This is a genomic window from Streptomyces sp. NPDC001443 (assembly GCF_053597355.1).
Window position 1 is genome coordinate 48376 of the sequence record NZ_JBSFIA010000041.1, and the last position, 19059, is coordinate 67434.

Annotated in this window: 17 protein-coding genes; all 17 read right to left on the reverse strand. The window is 71.6% G+C overall.

The features are described 5' to 3' along the window. Nucleotides 1-11 precede the first annotated feature (11 nt). Entirely contained in the window at nt 12-884 is an 873-nt protein-coding gene (locus ACWC24_RS33235) for an ABC transporter permease (RefSeq protein WP_450666623.1), read from the reverse strand. Continuing rightward, on the reverse strand, nt 881-1840 hold the full coding sequence (locus ACWC24_RS33240) for an ABC transporter permease (protein ID WP_450666624.1): 960 nt from the start codon (nt 1838-1840) through the stop codon (nt 881-883). Before ACWC24_RS33240 ends, ACWC24_RS33235 begins: the two co-directional genes overlap by 4 nt. Nucleotides 1841-1852: 12 nt before the next feature. Further along, nucleotides 1853-3457 (reverse strand): ABC transporter substrate-binding protein, encoded by a 1605-nt coding sequence (locus tag ACWC24_RS33245; RefSeq protein WP_450666625.1) that lies wholly within the window; start codon nt 3455-3457, stop codon nt 1853-1855. 103 nt (nt 3458-3560) lie between these two features. Then, nucleotides 3561-4475: an LLM class flavin-dependent oxidoreductase gene (locus tag ACWC24_RS33250; RefSeq protein ID WP_450666626.1), complete on the reverse strand. Its 915-nt coding sequence runs from the start codon at nt 4473-4475 to the stop codon at nt 3561-3563. Between the two features lie 55 nt (nt 4476-4530). Then, nucleotides 4531-5553, reverse strand: coding sequence for a methyltransferase (locus tag ACWC24_RS33255; RefSeq protein ID WP_450666627.1), 1023 nt, complete (start codon nt 5551-5553; stop codon nt 4531-4533). A 157-nt stretch (nt 5554-5710) separates the two neighbouring features. Next, nucleotides 5711-6163, reverse strand: coding sequence for a nuclear transport factor 2 family protein (locus ACWC24_RS33260; protein ID WP_450666628.1), 453 nt, complete (start codon nt 6161-6163; stop codon nt 5711-5713). Continuing rightward, complete coding sequence (locus ACWC24_RS33265) at nt 6160-7668, reverse strand: FAD-dependent monooxygenase (RefSeq protein ID WP_450666629.1); 1509 nt, start codon at nt 7666-7668, stop codon at nt 6160-6162. The genes ACWC24_RS33260 and ACWC24_RS33265 overlap by 4 nt, the downstream gene beginning before the upstream one ends. A 5-nt stretch (nt 7669-7673) precedes the next feature. Further along, entirely contained in the window at nt 7674-8363 is a 690-nt protein-coding gene (locus tag ACWC24_RS33270; protein WP_450666630.1) for an antibiotic biosynthesis monooxygenase, read from the reverse strand. Between the two features lie 11 nt (nt 8364-8374). Beyond that, a complete protein-coding gene (locus ACWC24_RS33275; protein WP_450666631.1) occupies nt 8375-9706 on the reverse strand; it encodes an FAD-dependent monooxygenase in 1332 nt (443 codons plus the stop codon). Nucleotide 9707: 1 nt separating this feature from the next. Further along, the gene (locus ACWC24_RS33280) at nt 9708-10655 is read right to left on the reverse strand and encodes an aromatase/cyclase (protein ID WP_450666632.1); all 948 of its coding nucleotides are present in this window, start codon (nt 10653-10655) and stop codon (nt 9708-9710) included. A 35-nt stretch (nt 10656-10690) separates the two neighbouring features. After that, nucleotides 10691-11479 (reverse strand): 3-oxoacyl-ACP reductase FabG, encoded by a 789-nt coding sequence (gene fabG / locus ACWC24_RS33285; protein WP_404739690.1) that lies wholly within the window; start codon nt 11477-11479, stop codon nt 10691-10693. Nucleotides 11480-11488: 9 nt separating this feature from the next. Next, a complete protein-coding gene (locus ACWC24_RS33290) occupies nt 11489-11758 on the reverse strand; it encodes an acyl carrier protein (protein WP_450666633.1) in 270 nt (89 codons plus the stop codon). Between the two features lie 83 nt (nt 11759-11841). After that, nucleotides 11842-13065, reverse strand: a complete 1224-nt coding sequence (locus ACWC24_RS33295; RefSeq protein ID WP_450666634.1) for a ketosynthase chain-length factor — start codon at nt 13063-13065, stop codon at nt 11842-11844. Further along, entirely contained in the window at nt 13062-14333 is a 1272-nt protein-coding gene (locus ACWC24_RS33300; protein ID WP_450666635.1) for a beta-ketoacyl-[acyl-carrier-protein] synthase family protein, read from the reverse strand. Before ACWC24_RS33300 ends, ACWC24_RS33295 begins: the two co-directional genes overlap by 4 nt. Next, on the reverse strand, nt 14330-14659 hold the full coding sequence (locus tag ACWC24_RS33305) for a TcmI family type II polyketide cyclase (RefSeq protein WP_450666636.1): 330 nt from the start codon (nt 14657-14659) through the stop codon (nt 14330-14332). The genes ACWC24_RS33300 and ACWC24_RS33305 overlap by 4 nt, the downstream gene beginning before the upstream one ends. Nucleotides 14660-15463: 804 nt before the next feature. Then, nucleotides 15464-16792: a class I SAM-dependent RNA methyltransferase gene (locus ACWC24_RS33310; RefSeq protein ID WP_450666637.1), complete on the reverse strand. Its 1329-nt coding sequence runs from the start codon at nt 16790-16792 to the stop codon at nt 15464-15466. Nucleotides 16793-16924: 132 nt separating this feature from the next. Continuing rightward, nucleotides 16925-18976, reverse strand: a complete 2052-nt coding sequence (locus ACWC24_RS33315) for an APC family permease (protein ID WP_450666638.1) — start codon at nt 18974-18976, stop codon at nt 16925-16927. Nucleotides 18977-19059 lie beyond the last annotated feature (83 nt).

Genomic DNA, 19059 nt, shown 5'->3' on the forward strand with positions numbered 1-19059 from the left:
TTCCACCGGGTTCACCGGTGCCCCCCTTCCGCTTCGAGCACCCGTGACAGCCGGTTCGCCGCGAGGACGACGGCCGCGACCGTGAGACTGGGCAGAGTGGTCAGCCACCAGGCCGTCGCGAGGTAGTTGCGGCCGTCGGCGACGAGGGAACCCCATTCGGGGGCCGGTGGGGGTTCGCCGTAGCCGAGGAAGCCCAGGCTGGAGACGGCGAGGACGACGAGGCCGAAGTCGAGGGCGGCCAGGGCCAGGACGGGGCCGATGGCGGACGGGAGGATGTAGCGGGGGAGGATGCGCCACCATCGCGCGCCGCAGAGGATCGCGGCCTCGACGTACGGTGCGGCCCGAACGCGCAGTACTTCCGCCCGCATGACCCGGGTGAACGCGGCGACGCTGGTCGCGCCGATGGCGACGGCGATCTGGCCGGTGCCCACGCCGAGCGCGGTGACGAGGGTGAGGGAGAGCAGGAGCGGCGGGACGGACATCGTGACCTCGACGGCCCGCATGATGACCGCGTCCGTCCAGCGGCCGAAGAACCCGGCGACGAGCCCGAGGACCACTCCGCCGCCCAGGGCGATGAGGATGGCCAGGGCGGTGGCCCGGAGCGACAGGGCTGCGCCGTGGACCACTCGGGCGTAGATGTCGCGGCCCAACTGATCTGTCCCGAAGACGTGTTGGGCACTCGGCGGTCGGAAGCGATCCGCCGGTACGCCGGTGATGGGGCTGCGGGAGGTGAACCAGTCCGGCACGAGGGCCCAGCCGAGGACCAGCACGAGGACGAGGACGGAGAGCGTGACGCCGGGTGAGCGGAGCGGGGCCGAGAACACGCGGCGAGGCCGTGCGGGTTCCTGGACCGGCTCGACGGGCGATCGAGTCGGCGTGGTCATGCGGCCACCAGCCGTCCCGTGGCGCGGATGCGGGGGTCGAGCACCGGATACAGCAGGTCGATCAGCAGGTTGACCACCGCGAAGGCCAGGGCGGCGACCACCACCACCCCCTGTACGACCGGCAGGTCCTGCGCGGAGACGGCGGACTGGGTGATGCGGCCCATGCCGGGCCGTGCGAAGACCGTCTCGACGACGACCGCGCCGCCGATCAGCGAGCCGACCAGCATCCCGGCGACGGTCGCGGCCGGGATGGCCGCGTTGCGCAGTCCGTGCCCGAACAGGAGCCGGGTCCGGCCCGCACCGGTGGCGCGGACGGTGTCGGCGTACGGCTCCTGGAGCGTCGCGTGGAGGGACTTGCCGAGGACCTGGGCGACGAGTGCGGCTCCCGGGATCGCCATGGTGCAGGCGGGCAGGATCACACTGTCGAAGCCGCCGTCGCCGAGGGAGGGGAAGACGTGCCAGCGGAAGGAGAGGAACTGGATCAGTACGAGCCCCACCCAGAAGGAGGGCAGGGAAACCGCGAACGATGGTATTGAACGCAGGAGTTGACGTAGGAGAGGGCTCGCGGTGAGGTTCGCGGCAACCCCGAGCAGCATGCCCAGGGTCAGCGCGAGCAGCAGTGCGAGGCTGCCGACCTGGAGGGTCGGTGGGATCGCGTCGGCGATCATGCGGGAGACCGGCTGCCCGGTCTGGAGGGACGCGCCGAGGTCGCCGTGGAGCGCGCCGGCGAGCGCGGAGCCGTACTGAACGATCAGCGGCCGGTCGAAGCCGAGTTCAGCGCGCGCCTGGGCGACCTGCTGCGGCGTCAGTTCGGCGAAGCCGCCGCGTCCGCTGAGCATGAGCGCGACCGGGTCGCCGGGCAGCAGCCGCAACGCGACGAAGGTGAGGGTGAACGCGGCCCAGACGACGAACACCGCGCGCAGTGTCCGGGTGGCCGCGTACAAGGTCGTGTGCACGGTCGACCTCCCTCAGCCCAGCCAGGTGTCGTACAGGTCGAAGCGGTTGGAGGCGTCGAGCGTGAAGCCCTCGACCTTGTCGGAGACGCCGTGGACCTGGGCACCTTCGTACAGCGGGACGGTGTCGGCGTGGGCGAGGATCCAGCGGACCGCGTTGGACACGGCGGTCTGGCGGGCCTTCGCGTCGGTCGCCGCGACCTCCTGCTCCAGGTAGGTGTCGAGTTCGCTCGGCGGCAGGTGCCAGAGGTTGGCGCTCTTGGTGTAGAAGATGTTGCGCAGGACGTCCGGGTCGGCGCGGGTGACACCGACGGCGGTGAGGTCGAAGTTGCCCTTCTGCTGCTGCTCGACGTAGACGGCGGGGGCGACGGCCTTCAGCTTCAGGTCGACGCCGATCTTCCGGAGCTGCTGCTGCACGGCCTCGTTCGCGGGCGGCATCGGCGCGGGGATCAACCAGGTGAGGGCGAGCGGCTTGCCGTCCTTCTCGCGGATGCCGTCCTTGCCTTCTTTCCAACCCGCACTGTCCAGCAGGGATTTGGCGCCCTGCGGGTCGTAGCGGAGCTGGTCGGAGAAGTCCTCGTAGTACGGCGTCGTCGAGGACAGCACGCTCGTGGCGGGCTTGTACGAGTCGCTGAACACCGAGTCGACGAGCCCCTGCCGGTCGATGCCCTTGAGGAGCGCCTCGCGGACCTTCTGGTCGGCGAGGATCCCCTGGTGGTTGAGGGAGAGCGGCGGTACGAGCCCGGGCCCCGGCGCCGACAGGACACGGAAGCCGTTGCCCTTGAACTGGGTCTCGTCCGTGGGCTGCAGGGCCTTGGCTATGTCGACCTGGCCGGAGGAGAGGGCACCGGTGCGAGCGCCGGCCTCAGGGATGAAGGTGAACTTCACCTCGTCGAGGCGGGCGGCGCCCTTGTGCGTGGCGAGGGGCGACGGCCAGGCGTAGTCCGCCCGCTTCTTCAGTACGGCTTCCTGGTTGGTGGTGTAGTGGTCCAGGACGTACGGGCCCGAGCCGATGAACTTGCCCCGGCAGCGGTCGGCTGCCGAGGCCGTGAACGACGCCGGCGACAGGATCCCCAGGCCGACGGTCGAAGTCGCCTGGAGGAACTGGGCGTTGGCCGTGGCGAACTTGACGGTGAGGGTGTGCGCGTCGGTGACGGTCGTGCCCTGGTAGCCGATCAGATAGCTGGGGGCACCGTTCGCGGGCAGCTTCACCAGGTTGTCGAACGTGGTCTTCACCGCCGCCGCGTCGACGGGCTTGCCGTCGCTGAAGGTGACGCCGTCGCGCAGCACGAACGTGAACGCGCTGCCGTTCGCGCTGGTCGTGAACGACTTCGCCAGCCACGGCACGATCTTGCCGGACTTCGGATCCTGAGCGGTGAGCGAGTCGACCACGGACCGGGTGACGTCGATCGCGCTGATCTGCCCCGTCTGCTGCGGATCCAGGCACCCCGGATCCGCCTCGGCCCCGACCAGCAGCGTCCCTCCGTCGCGCGGCGCCCCGTCGCTCGTACCGCCCGAGTCCGCGCCGCCGCCCGAACACGCGGCGACGGGCAGGACGACCGCGAGCAGTGCGCCCGCGAGACGGAGCCGACGGCGCGAGCGGGTGGTTCTGGTGGGCATCTCAGGACCTTTCTCAAGGGGAACCGGGTCTCGAAGGACCTCGGAGGGAACGGCGAGAGGAATCGGCGAGGGGCGGGTGGGAGAGCGGGCGTGTTCTCGTTCGTCAGCCCTTGGCGACCGCCTCCCGGACGGCCGGCACGATCTCCTCGGCCCACCGGCCGAGGCCGACCTGCCCCGAGGGGTCACCGGACGTGAAGTACACGAACCCGGATGCGCCGTGTTCGATGACGGCCTCGGTCAGTTCGCTGATCCACTGGCCGACGGACCCGCCCAGCCACCTCCCGGACGAGTCGCGCGGGGCGTTGACGGGGGCGTCGGTGATGCGGGCCGGCAGGTTGAAGACGGTCGCGATGTCCGCGGGGTCACGGCCGACGGAGCGCGCGGCTTCCTCGACCAGCGGCCGTGAACTGCGGTACCGCTCGCTGTGCCAGTCCGCCGCGTTGCCCGGGATCCATCCGTCCGCCGAACGCCCGGTGACCGCGAGGGACTTGGGGCCCACGGACCCCGTCCAGACCAGCGGCGCGGGCACCGGCGCCGGGTCGAGCCCGACGACCTGGGTGAACTCGCCGTCCAGGGTGACCGGGGCCGGGCCGTCGGACAGCGCCCGCACCAGGCCGATGGCCTCCTCCAGGGCGCGTACGGCGGCGGCCGGGTCGAGCCGGGTGACACCGAAGCGGGTGATGTCGTCCCAGTAGCCGCCCGCGCCGATGCCGAGGACGACCCGGCCCCCGGAGAGCACGGACAGCGTGGACAGGGTGCGGGCCAGCAGCGGCACCGGACGGGTCGGCAGGTTGGTGACGGTCGTGACGCCGGTGATGGTCCGGGTCCGGCCGAGGAGCAGGCCGAGCGTGCTGTACGCCTCCAGCCGATCGCCGTAGTACGGGTGGTCGGACAGGGCGAAGAAGTCGAGCCCCGCCCGGTCGGCGTACTCGACCCGGCGTACGACCTCCGGCGCGTCGCCGACGGCGACCCCCGGTCCGACGCCGAACCACAGTTTGCGTGCCAGCCGTTCTGTCATCTGCTTCTTTCCTCGGTACGGATGTCGGTGGGCGCCACGGGAGACACACCCCGTGTCAGACCCGTACGGCCTCGACCACGCTGCAGTGCCCACCCGGCACGACCCGCGTCAGCTTGAGCCCCGAGTCCGCCAGCAGCGCCTCGAACTCGCCCGCCGTACGCTGCTGTCCCCCGGCGACGACCAGCATGTCGAGGTCCATCAGGGAGACCGTCGGCGACGGCCGAGGCCGCTCCGGCAACACGGCCTCGACCAGCAGCACGTGCCCCCCGTCGGCCAGCGCGGCACGCGTGTTGGTCAGGATGCGCCGGGACTGCTCGTCGTCCCAGTCGTGGATGATGTTGGAGAGGATCACGGCGTCACCGCCGCCCGGCACGGACTCGAAGAAGTCCCCGGCGACCAGCTCCGCCCGGTCGGCCACCCCGGCGTCCCGCAGCGGCTGCCCGGCCGAGGCGACGACCTCGGGCCGGTCGTAAAGAATCCCGCGCGTCCCGGGCGCGGACGCGAGGACGGCGGCCAGCAGCGCGCCCCGCCCGCCGCCCGCGTCGACGATCGTCGAGAACCGCCCGAAGTCGTACGCGGCGACGACCGGCGCGATGATCTGCCGGGACGCCTCGGTCATGGCCCGGTCGAAGACGCCGAGCACGTCGGGGTGGTCGTGCAGGTAGTCCCAGACGGACTTGCCGAGCACCTCGGGGAAGGCGGTGTGCCCGGTGCGTACGGCGTCGGCGAGACCGGCCCAGGCGTGCCGTTCGGCGGGCAGCCCGGTCCAGATCGCGAAGTTGCGCAGGCTGACCGGGCTGTCGGTGCGCAACGCGTCGCCCAGCGCGGTCAGTTCGAACACCTGGCCGTCTTGTTCTGCGAACAGTCCGATATCGGCGCCGGCCCGCAGCAGCCGGTAGAGGCTGGGCGCGTGGGTGTCGGTCGCGGCGGCGAGTTCGGCGAGCGGCCGAGGGCCTTGGGCGAGCGCATCGGCGACGCCGAGTTCGGCGGTCGCGCTGACCGCCTGGGCGAGCCATCCTGCGGTGACGAGCTGCAACACCTGTACGTGCAGGGGCAGTTCATTGGTGCCTGCGGGCATGACGGAGCTTCCTCCTTGACGGCGGGATCGGCCGGTGGGGTCCGACCGGGACACACCGACAGGCCCACCTGAAGTGTTTCGGGGCCGGTCGGGCGGTACAAGCCGAACTGATGTCAGGTCTTCGCGCGGTATGTCAGATCTCTGCAAAGTCGCCGGGTCAGTGCCCCGGCGCGCCCTGCGGACCCTGCCCTTCGTGCCACACGAGGTCGAAGACGAACCGGTCGATGCGCCAACCGTCGACGGTCCGCACCGCACCGGCCTCGTAGTGCCCGCCGATGGTGAAGTGGACGCCGGGCTCGGCGGCCTTGCGGACGTGCACGGCGGTCAGGTGCGCGCGGATCGTGGCCCGTTCGCCGTCCACGTCGATGGAGTAGTTGGACGCGGTGTGGTGGGTGCGCTCGAAGGTCGTACGGGCCATCTCCTGGAACTCGGTGAGGCCCGCGATCCCCTTGTACTCGCCCATGGGGAAGGTGAGGTGGACGTCCTCGGTGAAGACCGAGCCGAACCAGTCGTCGCGGTGCCGGTCGCGGTCGAGGTGGGTGACGTAGCGGTCGGCGAGGGCGGTGAGGTCGGCCCTGTCCCGCAGGTCGGCGAGGGTCTTTTCGCTCATGCCGGTACTGCCTTTCGGTCGGTGACGGGTCCGAACCAGCGGTGCAGGGCGTCGGTGAGCCCCTCGCCGCCGGGCGCGGCGGACACCCACGCGGCGTGCCCGTCGGGGCGGAGCAAGAGGGCTTGCAGGCCGTCCAGTTCGTCGTGCGGGGCATCGGCCGGCTTGACGGTCGTGACGGTCACCCGGTCGTGCCAGGGGGCGGCGGCCGTGCGGATCTCCGGGTCGTCGGCGAGGTCGAGGAGGACGCCGCGCGCGGGGTGCAGGAGTTGGGCGGTGCTGGTCTCCCCGGCGGGCCCGACCAGGGCGCGGGATGCGACGCGCCTGCCGGTCAGCGGGTGGCCGCCGCCGAGGTCGTACCGGACGTCGATGCCGCTCACCGCGCCGGCGAGATGGCGTTTGACGTCGTCGTACGCGATGAGTTCGGCGAACAGGGCGCGCAGCGGGTCGGACTCCCGGCCGCCGAGGAACACCGTGCCCTGGGCGCGGGTGTTCAGCAGCAGGCGGGCGCCGACCGGGTGGCGCTCGGCGTGGTAGGTGTCGAGGAGGCCGGGGTGGGCACGGCCGGTGACCTCGGCGGCGAGCTTCCAGCCCAGGTTGAAGGCGTCCAGGATGCCGGTGCTCATGCCCTGGCCGCCGGCCGGGAGGTGGATGTGGGCGGCGTCCCCGGCGAGCAGGACCCGGCCCGCGCGGTAGGTGGCCGCCTGCCGGGTGGCGTCGGTGAAGGAGCTGACCCACTCGGTGTCGGCGTCGGTGATGTCCTCGCCGGTGAGCCGCCGCCAGGCCTTTGCGACCTCGGCGAACGTGACGGGCGCCGCGTCCTCGCGGGGTGGGGCGCCGTCCGGGCAGACGATGATGCGGTCGACCTCGTGGGTCAGGGGCGCCGCCATCACCATGCCGTTTTCCAGCCGCTCCCCGAGCGGCCGGGGCCGCAGCTTGCGGCCCACCACGTCCGCGAGGTACATGACACGAGCGGCGGGTGTGCCGGGGAAGGCGATACCGGCGGCCTCGCGCACGGGGCTGGATCCGCCGTCGGCGCCCACGAGGTAGGCGGCGCGCAGCCGCCCAGGCCCTTCGGGGGTGCGTACGGTGATCTCCACCGCCGAGTCGCCGGCCTCCAGCCCCGTGAACTCCCACCCCCGGCGGACGACCGCGCCGAGTTCGACCGCCCACTCCTCCAGCACCGCCTCGGTGCGCGACTGCGGTATCCCCCGGGCCCCGAAGTGGGCGCCCGGCAGGACGGTGTAGTCGAACCGCACACCGCCGAAGTGGCCGACAGGGCTGATCTCCGGCGTTCCGAAGCGCGGCAGCAGCCCCCGCTGGTCGAACGCCTCCATGGCGCGGGCGGTGAAACCGAGCCCCCGGGACTGCCCGGTGGGCTCGGCGAGCCGCTCCACGACCGTCACACGCGCGCCTCCCAGGCGCAGTTCACCGGCGAGCGTCAGCCCGGTCGGCCCCGCGCCGACGACGATGACGTCGGTGTCGGTGTCGGTGTCGGTGTCGGCCATGCCGGTCAGTCCTTCGCCGGCAGAGCCGACCGGGAGTGCGTCACCCGGTAGGTGTTGGCCTGCCGCCCAGTGACGAGGGAACGCGCCCGCTCCCGGTCCTGGCGAATGCCGGCCGGCCGCTGCTCCTCGGGAAGGGTGTGGAACGCGTCGTACGCCTCCTTGCTGTCCCACTGGGCGTAGTTGACGACGTACGTGCCTTCCACGCCTCGGAAGTAGGAGTGCGAGCGGTAGCCGGGCACGGTCGTGATCCACTCGTCCGGTTTGGCGAGGGTCTCCAGGAGGTCCTTCTGGTCCTCGGGGCGCGTGTCGAAGACGATCACGACGGTGTAGTCGTCGCGCTCCGGCGAGATCTCGATGCCCTGGTCCAGCGCGGGGTGGTGCTGGGTGAAGGTCAGTTCGGTCTTCAACAGGCGTACGGTCCGCGCGAGTTTGTGGAACAGCGGTACGGTCTTCTGCTGGAACTTCTGGCCCGCGTACCGGGCCTGGAGGTCTGCGGCGCTGCGCCACTGGATGTAGTTGACGGTGCCCGGCTCGTCCACGCCCGAGTGCAGCGTCGAGGAGATCCAGCCGGGGTAGTCGGCGTGGTCGATGATGTCGCGCATCGCGTCCAGCACGTCGTCCTGGAGGGGCCGGGTGTCCGTCTCGAAGAGGTTGAAGACAGTCAGGTAGCCGTCGTCGGGCCGGATCAGGGGCATGGCGGGTTTCCTTACGTCGTCGGTGGGGTGAACCAGCGGGCGAGCACCTCGTGCGGCGGTGGGTCGGACGGGTCCGACCAGACGGTGTGCCCGTCGGGCCGTACGAGGGTCCAGTGCTCGGCGGGGGCGTGGGGGACGCCGCCCAGGACGTCGGCGGGGCCGAGGAGCAGCCCCCGGCCGGCGCGCAGGAGTTCGGCGTGGTGCGGCAGGCGGGCGCCGACGCCGTCGTAGTGGACGTCGAGGCCGCCGATCGTCGCGGCGAGGTGGGCGCGGACCGGTTCGTGGCCGATGAGTTCGGTGAGCAGGGCGCGTACGGGTTCCACCTCGGGGCCGCCGAACAGCAGCAGCGCCTGCGCCTCGATGATGGAGAGGGTGCGCGCGCCTACCGGGTGGCGTTCGGTGTGGTAGGTGTCGAGGAGGCCGGGGTGGGCGCGGCCGGTGACCTCGGCGGCGAGCTTCCAGCCCAGGTTGAAGGCGTCGTGCAGGCCCAGGTTGAGGGCCTGTCCGCCGATGGGGGGCTGGCGGTGCGCGGCGTCGCCCGCGAACAGGACGCGGCCGTGCCGGTAGTGGGTGAGCTGGCGGGTCGTGTCGTCGAACGCGTTCACCCACAGCGGGGTGCCGCCGCCGACGTCCTCGCCGGTGACCCGCTTCCAGGCACGGACGATCTCGTCGTACGCGGGCGGCCCGGTCCGTACGGGCACCGGCGCGCCGTGCTCGTGCACCATCACCCGCGTCACCCCGTCGGCCCGGCGCGCGGCGACGGCCAGCCCGTCCGGCAGCCGTTCGAAGCGCCGGTCGGGGACCTCGATGCCTGCGACGTCGGCCCGCAGCAGCTCGCGCCGCGCGTCGTGGCCGGGGAAGTCCGCGCCGAGGAGACGGCGTACGGTGCTCTCCTCTCCGTCGCAGGCGACGAGCCAGGCGGCGCGTACGACGTGGTCGCCGGTCTCGACCTCGACGTACGCGCCCGTGTCGGTGACCGCCCGCACCTCCTGCCCGCGCCGCACGTCGGCGCCGAGCCCGGCGGCCCGGCGCGCGAGCAGCCGTTCGGTGTCGAACTGGGGCACCTTCCACAGCCCCGGCCGGCTGCCGGGCAGTGTCAGGTCGACCGGGATCCCGGCGAAGTGCCCGCGCGAGTCGCTCGCCGGGCCGTCGTCCCCGTCCCACAGCCCCCGGCTGTCGAAGATCTCCATCGTGCGGGCGTGAAGGGTGGAGGCCCGCGACTCGGTGGTGGGCTCTTCGAGCCGCTCGAGTACGACGACGTCGGCGCCGCCGAGGCACAGTTCCCCGGCGAGCAGCAGCCCGACGGGGCCCGCGCCGACGACCACGACCTGCGTGTCGGGCACGTCAGCCCCGCTCACCCGCGAGCGTCTCGGCGTACGCCTTGGCGTGGCCGAGGGTGGCGAGGCTGTTGGTGGACAGGGCGGTGTGGACGTACGTCCGGGCGTCGGCCACGGTCGCCTCGGGGCCGAGGACGGCGGCGATGTTGTCGGTGTCGAGGCTGACGGTGTGCTGGGAGGAGGCGACGGCGCCTTCCCCGGTCTCCTCGAAGGTCCACACGCCGGTGTGCAGGGTCAGCAGCGCGGGCAGGGTGACCTGCTTGTAGGCGATGCGGTGGTGGGGGAAGGTCACGCGGTACGACTTGGTGGTGTGCGTGGAACCGTCCTTGGCGCGGGTGTCCATCTCCAGGGTCTGGAGTCCCGGGGTGTCCTCGGTGAGGCGTGCGGACGCGACGTGCGGGAGCCGCTCGGCCCACTGGTCGGCCTCGTTGACGAAGTCGAAGAGGTCCTTGGCGGCGCCGGTGACGGTGACGCTGTCGGTGAAGGAGAACGTCAGGTCCTCGGCGGCGTGGGCGGCTTCGACGTTGGTGCACAGCGCGGCGAGTTCGGAGCGGCTGTTGCGGTCGACGGCCTCGTCGATCCAGGCGAGCCCTTGCGGGTCGTCGTCGACCGCGCGGTAGTCGTGCGTGAGCCGGACCCGTGCCCGGTTGTCGCCGAGGGGTTCGATGATCCAGGCGCCGCCCATCGCGGCGACCGGCGGGGTGCTGATCTCCTGCCGGAAGGTGACGCGCAGGCCCTCCGGGTCCAGGGTGCGGCGGGAAGTCCAGTTCTTGGCCTCGCCGTGTGCCGTGGCCCAGATCCGGATGCGTTCCTCGGCGCCGGTGTGCTCGACCCGGTCGACGTGGATGGTGGGCGGGAAGATCCGGGGCCAGTTCACCACGTCGGCGATGAGGCGGTAGACGGCTGCCGCGGGGGCGCCGACGGTGATCTCGTGCTCGACCTCACGGGTTGTCATGGTCGGGGCTCCTTCGTCATGGTCCTGGGTCCTGGTCAGAAGTTGCCGAGGCCGCCGCAGACGTTGAGGGCCTGTGCGGTGATGGAGGCGGCGGTGTCGGAGGCGAGGTAGCCGACCAGGCCCGCGACCTCTTCCGGGGTGGAGTACCGGCCGAGCGGGATCTTCGCCTGGAACTTCTCCAGGATCGCGTCCTCGCTGGTGTCATAGGCGGCGGCGTACCCCTGCCGGACCCGCTGCGCCATCGGCGTCTCGACATACCCGGGGCAGACCGCGTTGACGGTGATGCCGGTGGGCGCGAGTTCGTTGCCGAGGGCCTTGGTGAAGCCGACGACGCCGTGCTTCGACGCGGAGTAGGGGGCGCCCAGTACGACGCCCTGCTTGCCGGCCGTGGAGGCGATGTTGATGATGCGGCCCCGGTCCTTGTGGCGCAGCCCGCCCGTGGTGAGGACCTCGCGGGTGAGCCGGAAGACGCTGGTGAGGTTCGTCTCGATGACGTCCTCCCACAGCTCGTCGGCGATGTCGGCGGTGACGCCGCCGCCGGACCGGCCCGCGTTGTTGACGAGCACGTCGATCGTCCCGAACCGCTCCAGCGCGGCCCGCACGAAGTCCCGTACGGCCTCCGGTTCGCGGACGTCGACGGTCGTACCGGCCACGTCGAGCCCCTCGGCGACGAGTTCCTTGACGGTGGCTTCGACGTTCTCCGCGTCGCGGGCACCGATGAACACGCGGTGCCCCTGGACGGCGAGCAGCCGGGCGACGGCCAGGCCGATGCCGCTGGTGGCGCCGGTGACGAGCGCGACGCGGCCCGTGGTGGTCGTGGTCATGGTGGCCTCTCAGACGGTGCGGGAGACGGTCAGCTGGTCGTTGACGACGCCGATGAGGACGCGCGGGGTGAGCGCGTCGGTCAGCAGCTCGTCGTCGAGGGCAATGCCGTACGCGCGCTCGATCCGGCTGCCGGTCTCGAGGAGGGCCAGCGACTCGTAGCCGAGCGCGGTGAACTCGGTGTCCAGGACGTCACCGTCGAGGTCGACGCCCTCTTCGGCGCCGGCGGCTTCCAAGAGGATGCGCTTGAGATCGGCGAGGGTGAACGGGTCGGCAGACACGGGAGGGGTCCTTCCGGTGGGGGGCTGGGTGGGGCCGCTGGGCGAGGACACGGGTGGGGAGGCGGTCCTTCCGGGCAGGGCGGTCAGTGCGCTGCGGGCGCCCGCAGGACGACGGCGGAGTTGAAGCCGCCGTATCCCCGGGCCAGGACCAGCGCGGTGCGCAGGCCGAGGCGGCGCGGCCGGTCGACGACGAGGTCGATGTCGTACTCGGGGGAGAGCTTGACGTTGACGGTGGCGGGGACGATCCCGTCGCGCAGGGCGAGCAGGGCGGTGGCCAGGTCCAGGGGAGCGGCGCCCGAGTAGAGGCGGCCGGTCATCGTCTTGGGGACGCTGACCGGGACGCCGTGCGCGCCGAAGACCTGGACGAGCGCGTCGGCCTCGGCTCGGTCGAGGTCGACGTCGCCGGCCGCGTCGGCGAACACGACGTCCACGTCGGCGGGTTGGGTGCCCGCGTCGGCGAGGGCGAGTTCGACGGCCTTGCGCAGGCCGGGCGGGCGCCCGCTGCCGGGCCTGGGGTCGAAGGTGGCGCCGTACCCGGCGATCTCGCCGTAGGAGTGCGCGCCGCGTTCGCGGGCGGCCTCGGCGGCCTCCAGGATCAGGATCGCGCCGCCCTCGCCGGGCACATAGCCGCAGGCGTCGCGGTCGAAGGGGAGGTAGGCGCGGGCGGGGTCCTCGCCGGTGCTGAGCCGGCCGCCGGCGAGCTGCGCGACCCAGCCCCAGGGGCACAGGGAGGCGTCGACGCCGCCGGACACGACAAGACGGGTGCCCTTGCGGATCTGCCGGCGGGCCTGGGCGACCGCGTCGAGGCCGCCGGCCTGGTCGCTGACGACGACGCCGCTGGGGCCCTTCATGCCGTTGCGGATGGAGATCTGGCCGCTGTTGACGGCGTAGAACCAGGCGAAGGACTGGTACGCGGACACGTACTGGCTGCCCTGGCTCCACAGCTTGCGCAGCTCGTTCTGGCCGAACTCGAAGCCGCCGGACGCGCTCGCGGTGACCACGCCCATGTCGAAGGAGGCCAGCTCGTCTGGGCGTACGCCCGCGTCGGCCAGCGCCCAGTCGGCGGCGGCGAGGGCGAGCCGGGTCATCCGGTCGGTCTGCGGGATGAGTCGGCCCGGCAGGTGCTCCTCGGCGGTGAACCCGGTGATCTCGCCGGCGAGTTTCGCCGGGTAGCCGGACGGGTCGAAGCGGGTGAGACGGTCGATGCCGCTGCGGCCATCGAGCGTGGCCGCCCAGTGCTCGCGCGTCCCGAGCCCGGTCGGCGAGGCGACGCCGAGTCCGGTCACCACGACGGTCGCCGTACTCACACCTGCTTCCTCTCCGGCTCGGCCAGCACCATCGCGCTCTGGAACCCGCCGAACCCGCTGCCGACGGTGAGTACCGCGTCGGTGATCTGGTCGCGGGCATCGAGCGGCACGTAGTCGAGGTCGCACTCGGGGTCGGGGGTGTGAAGGTTGGCGGTCGGCGGGACGACGTCGTACTCCATGGCCAGGACCGAGGCGGCGATCTCGATGGAGCCGATCGCGCCCAGGGAGTGGCCCACCATCGACTTGATCGAGCTGACCGGGGTGCGGTAAGCGTGCGCGCCGAGGCTGCGTTTGAACGCCGCCGTCTCGTGGCGGTCGTTCTGTTTCGTGCCCGAGCCGTGCGCGTTGATGTAGTCGACGGCCTCGCCGGGCAGCCGCGCCTCGTCGAGGGCGACCCGGATCGCCTCGGACAACTCCGCTCCGTCGGGGCGCAGTCCGGTCATGTGGTAGGCGTTCGAACGGGTCGCGTACCCGGCGATCTCCGCGTAGATGTGGGCGCCGCGCCTGCGGGCGCTGTCGAGTTCCTCCAGCACGAACACGGCCGCGCCCTCGCCGAGCACGAACCCGTTGCGGGTGCCGTCGAAGGGGCGCGAGGCGTGGGCCGGGTCGTCGTGGCGGGGGGTGGTGGCCTTGATCGCGTCGAAGCAGGCCATGGTGATCGGGGAGATCGGCGCGTCCGACGAGCCGGCGACCATGATGTCCACCGCTCCCTCGCGGATCAGTTCGGCGGCGTACCCGACGGAATCGATGCCCGAGGTGCACCCGGTGGACACGACGGTGGCAGGGCCCTCGGCGCCGACCGCCCAGGCGACCTCGGCGGCGAAGGAGCTGGGCACCAGGTGGCTGTAGAGGTGCGGTGCCGCGTACGCGTGGTCGACGAGGGCGAGCCGGCCGCCGTCGCTGACGACGCGGTACTCCTCGTCCAGCCCCATCGTGGCGCCGACCGCGCTCCCGATGGTGACGCCGGTGCGGTACGGGTCGAGGTCGGCGAACTCGATCCCGCTGTCCGCGACCGCGCCGCGCGCCGCGACCACCGCGAACTGGGCGGCCCGGTCCATGCGGCGCACTTCCTGCGGGGTGAGGCCGTGCTCGTACGGATCGAAGTCGATCTCGGCGGCGACGCGGGAGCGGAACGGCGCGGGGTCGAAGAAGGTGATTCGCCGGGTCGCCGTGCGTCCCTCACTCAGCAGGCTCCAGAAGTTCTTGGCGCCCACGCCGCCCGGCGCGAGAACCTCGAGCCCCGTGATGACGACGCGACGCGCGCTCACGCGGACGCCTCCCACGAATAGAACCGCGTCGCCATCGCGTCCGCCGGCGAGCGCCAGGTCGCAGGGTCGTACGCCTCGATGAACGGCTTCAGGTCGTTGCTGATCCCGACGAACCGGGGGTCGGTCTTCGCCGCCTCGATCAGCTCTCCCCCGTTGTCCTCGTCGAAGTCCTGGAGGTGGAAGTACAGCCCCCGATAGTGAAAGAGCTGGCGCCGCCTGGTCCCCATCCTGTGCGGCATCTCGGTCGTGTCGAAATCGGCGAACAGACCGGCCACGTGCGCGCTCGCGCCCGGTTCCAGCCTGGCGACGATCAAGGTGCTGTGCATGCGTACCCACTCCCCGCTTCCGTGGTGGCCCTGACATGGCAGCGGACACGTCACGTCCGGCTTCCCTCGAACGCCCACGCTGACCCGCGACTTCAAGCCTCCGGGGTGCGGAGATCACGTTCAAGGCAGGCCGGTTCAGAGCTTTGTCAGGGTTTTTCGGGGGACTGCAGAGAAAGGTCAGACGGGTACGGGTCAACAACAGAGGGAGGTGCGGGCGGGACAGGGGACTGCGGGGTGTGTCAGACGATCGTCATGAGGGGGTGGGAAGTGCTTCGCGGGGTGTTCCGGCGAGCGGTACGGCCGGGGGCGACCGGAACGGCCATGGCGAGGCGACCGGACTCGATACCGCCCCGACCAGCGGCACAGCCGTCCGGACCGCGCCGGTCAGGGCGGTCCGGATCCCCGCACCGATCAGGCCCACGACCTGCGCCGCGACGACAGACCGCCCGCACCGCCCGGCAAGCCGGGTGCCAGAGGCCGAAGCGCATACGGCCCCGACGGAGTCAGACCTCCGTGCCTGCGGCACAGTGCACGGTGTCGCCGGACTTGATCACGACAGGGCATGACGGGGACGGCCGCCATTGTCCTGTACCTGGAGACGACAGAACGAGCGTCATCTGAGCGTCAGGACGGCCGGCGCCGTCTGCGCCGAGAGACGGAGAGACGGTCCCGTCGATTCGGCAACGGCCACAGGAGCGCCAGGTCGGACAGCCTTCACAAGCCGACGAGGTGCTCCCCGCCATGCGCTGCGGGAAACAGGTCGGGCACCACCGGACACGCCTGAGGAACCGAGGAAATCGCAGGTCAGAGCCCCTTTGTAGCAGGCTCCAGGATCGCCACGCACTCCACGTGGTGCGTCATCGGGAACAGGTCGAACGCGCGCAGCGTGCGCACCTTGTAGCCGTTGTCGCGGAAGTACCCCAGGTCGCGGGCCAGGGCCGCCGGGTCGCAGGCCACGTACGCGATGCGGCGCGCGCCCAGCGAGGAGAGGTGTTCGACCGTCTTCCGGCCCGCGCCCGCTCGCGGCGGGTCCAGGACGATGAGGTCGACCTCGGTGATGCCGGTACGCGGCAGGACCGCCTCGACCTTGCCCTGTTCGATGCGGACGCGGTCGAAGGCGGCGAGGTTGTGCCGGGCGTCCTCGACCGCGCGCTTGCCGGACTCGATGCCGAGGACCGCGCCCGTCTCGCCGAGGCGGTCGGCGAGGGCGCCGGCGAAGAGGCCGACGCCGCAGTACAGGTCGAGGGCCATCTCGCCCTTGCGGGGCAGCAGGCCCTGCATGACGGCCTTGACGAGGGTGTCGGCGGCCATCGGGTGGACCTGCCAGAAGCCGCCGCTGCCGACGCGGTAGGTGCGGCCGTCGGCGCGCTCGCGCACGAACGCGCGGCCGTGGACGCGGTGGATGCCGCCGTCCTGTTCGGCGACGCGCATCACGGAGACCGGCTTGTCGAGCTCGACGAGAGGCAGGCGGGCGCCGGGGCGGGGCTCCAGGATCACCATGCGGTCCTGGGAGCCGGTGGCGGCGATCGCGTCCACGGACTCCATGCCGGACCAGTCGCGCTCCTCGATGCCGAGCTCGCTGACGCCGGGCGCGGCGATCATGCAGTGCTCGATCGGCTCGACCTCGTGCGAGCGGTGGCGGCGCAGTCCGGCGTTGCCGTCGGCGTCCACGGCGTACTGGACGCGGGTGCGCCACTGCGGCACCTCGCCGGCGGGCAGCTTGTCGCCCTCGGCCGGCATCACCGTGCCGTCCCAGCCGGCCTCCTCGGGAGTGAGGCCCGCGAGCCGCTGGAGCTGCTCGGCGATCACCTCGCCCTTGAGGCGCCGCTGGGCGCCGGGCTTGGCGTGCTGCCAGTCGCAGCCGCCGCAGCGGCCGGGACCGGCGTAGGGGCAGGGTGCCTCGACGCGGTCCTTGGACGCCTCCAGCACCTGGACCGCGTCCGCGCGCAGGAAGCGGGCGCCCTCCTCGCCCTCGGTCACCCGGGCCACGACCCGTTCGCCGGGCAGCGTGTGCCGGACGAAGAGCACCTGGCCCTCGGACGTACGGGCGATGCAGTGACCGCCGTGGGCGACGGGGCCGACCTCGACCTCGTACTCCGCCCCGACCAGCGACTTCTTCGGTTCTGCCTGCATGGCGGGGTGACTCCACAACATCGAGAGAGGAACGGCCGGACAACAGCCCACCAGTCTACGTGGGTGTCGTCCGGCCGCTCACCACGAGGCGCACACCGGTCGCCCGGTCGCGCCGCCGACGCTGCCGCGCGATCAGCTCTCGGCCGTCGTGGACTCCTTCTGGCGCTCCTCCGCCGGACCGCGCCGGACCGCGCCGGGAGCGTTCCAGTCCTGGCGCCTGCGGGCCCGGTTGCGGGCCGCCTCGGAGGACTCCAGCTGGTAGGGCACCGAGGTCACCATGATGCCCGGCGTGAACAGCAGGCGGCCCTTGAGCCGCAGCGCGCTCTGGTTGTGCAGCAGGTGCTCGTACCAGTGGCCGACCACGTACTCGGGGATGATCACGGAGACCACGTCGCGCGGGGACTCCTTGCGCAGGCCCTTGACGTACTCGATGATCGGCCGCGTGATCTCGCGGTACGGCGAGTCGAGCACCTTCAGCGGTACGTCGATGCCGCGCCGCTCCCACTCCTCGCGCAGCGCCTTGGTCTCCGCCGGGTCGACGTTGACGGTGAGCGCCTCCAGGGTGTTGGAGCGCATCAGCTTGGCGTAGGCCAGGGCACGCAGGGTGGGGCGGTGGATCTTGGAGATCAGCACGACCGAGTGCACCCGGGACGGCCGCAGGCTGTCGTCGCTCGGGCCCTCCGGGGCCGCGATCTCCTCGGCCACCCGGTCGTAGTGGCGGCGGATGGACGTCATCGTCACGAAGAAGATGCACATGCCGAGCAGGGCGACCCAGGCACCGTGCGTGAACTTGGTGACGAGGACGACGACCAGGACCAGGCCGGTGAAGAACGCGCCGAAGGTGTTGATGGCGCGCGAGCGGAGCATGTGACGGCGTGCGTCGGGGTCCCGCTCGGTGGCCAGGTGGCGGTTCCAGTGCCGGACCATGCCGATCTGGCTGAGCGTGAAGGACACGAACACGCCGACGATGTACAGCTGGATCAGCCGGGTGGAGTCGGCGCCGTAGATGACGACCAGGAGGCTCGCCGCGCCGGCCAGCAGCACGATGCCGTTGGAGAAGGCCAGGCGGTCGCCGCGGGTGTGCAGCTGGCGCGGGAGGTAGCGGTCCTGGGCGAGGATCGAGCCGAGCAGCGGGAAGCCGTTGTAGGCGGTGTTCGCGGCCAGGAACAGCACCAGGGCGGTCGCCGCGGCCAGCACGACGAACAGGAAGCTGCCCTTGCCGAACACGGCCTCGGCGACCTGGGAGATCACCGGGTTCTGCACGTAGCCGGAACCGACCGGGACGCCGTTGTGGATCAGGTCGGTGGCCGGGTTCTCGGCCATCCGGACGTTGGTCGCCATGGCCAGCGCGATGATGCCGCAGAACATGGTGACGGCGAGCAGGCCCATCATGGCCAGCGTGGTCGCCGCGTTCTTCGACTTGGGCTTGCGGAAGGCCGGGACACCGTTGGAGATCGCCTCGACGCCGGTGAGCGCGGCACAGCCGGAGGAGAAGGCGCGCAGCAGCAGGAAGACCAGCGCGAAGCCCGCGAGGCCCTGGTGCTCGGCCTTGATGTGGTAGTCGGCGGTCGGCGCGCTCATGGTGTCGCCGAGGACCAGGCCGCGGAAGGCGCCCCAGGCGATCATGATGAAGACGCCGGCGACGAAGACGTACGTCGGGATCGCGAAGAGCGTGCCCGACTCCTTCACACCGCGCAGGTTCATCAGCGTCAGCAGCACGATCACGGCGACCGCGCAGAACACCTTGTGCTCGACGACGAACGGGACGGCGGAGCCGAGGTTCTCGATGCCGGAGGCGATGGACACCGCGACGGTGAGGACGTAGTCGACGAGCAGCGCGCTGGCGACCGTCAGACCCGCCCGGGGGCCGAGGTTGGTGGTCGCCACCTCGTAGTCGCCGCCGCCGCTGGGATAGGCGTGGACGTTCTGCCGGTAGGAGGCGACCACGGTGAACATCAGCACGACGACCGCGACGGCGATCCAGGGGCTGAAGTGGTACGCCGACACGCCCGCGATGGACAGGACCAGCAGTACCTCTCCGGGCGCGTACGCGACGGAGGACAGCGGGTCGGAGGCGAAGACGGGGAGGGCGATGCGCTTCGGCAGCAGGGTTTCCCCGAGCCGATCACTGCGCAGTGCGCGCCCGATCAGGATCCGTTTGGGCACGTCGGTCAGTTTGGACACAACTGAGCATCGTAGGCCTTCGAACACAGACTCGCCCACTCGGCACCCGAGATATGCCTCATGGGTGAACTCGAAGACCCGAC

Coding starts and splice junctions, on each gene's coding strand:
- ACWC24_RS33235 (WP_450666623.1), bottom strand. CDS start 884: ATGACCACGCCGACTCGATCGCCCGTCGAGCCGGTCCAGGAACCCGCA.
- ACWC24_RS33245 (WP_450666625.1), bottom strand. CDS start 3,457: ATGCCCACCAGAACCACCCGCTCGCGCCGTCGGCTCCGTCTCGCGGGC.
- ACWC24_RS33250 (WP_450666626.1), bottom strand. CDS start 4,475: ATGACAGAACGGCTGGCACGCAAACTGTGGTTCGGCGTCGGACCGGGG.
- ACWC24_RS33255 (WP_450666627.1), bottom strand. CDS start 5,553: ATGCCCGCAGGCACCAATGAACTGCCCCTGCACGTACAGGTGTTGCAG.
- ACWC24_RS33260 (WP_450666628.1), bottom strand. CDS start 6,163: ATGAGCGAAAAGACCCTCGCCGACCTGCGGGACAGGGCCGACCTCACC.
- ACWC24_RS33265 (WP_450666629.1), bottom strand. CDS start 7,668: ATGGCCGACACCGACACCGACACCGACACCGACGTCATCGTCGTCGGC.
- ACWC24_RS33270 (WP_450666630.1), bottom strand. CDS start 8,363: ATGCCCCTGATCCGGCCCGACGACGGCTACCTGACTGTCTTCAACCTC.
- ACWC24_RS33280 (WP_450666632.1), bottom strand. CDS start 10,655: ATGACAACCCGTGAGGTCGAGCACGAGATCACCGTCGGCGCCCCCGCG.
- fabG (WP_404739690.1), bottom strand. CDS start 11,479: ATGACCACGACCACCACGGGCCGCGTCGCGCTCGTCACCGGCGCCACC.
- ACWC24_RS33305 (WP_450666636.1), bottom strand. CDS start 14,659: ATGCACAGCACCTTGATCGTCGCCAGGCTGGAACCGGGCGCGAGCGCG.
- ACWC24_RS33310 (WP_450666637.1), bottom strand. CDS start 16,792: ATGCAGGCAGAACCGAAGAAGTCGCTGGTCGGGGCGGAGTACGAGGTC.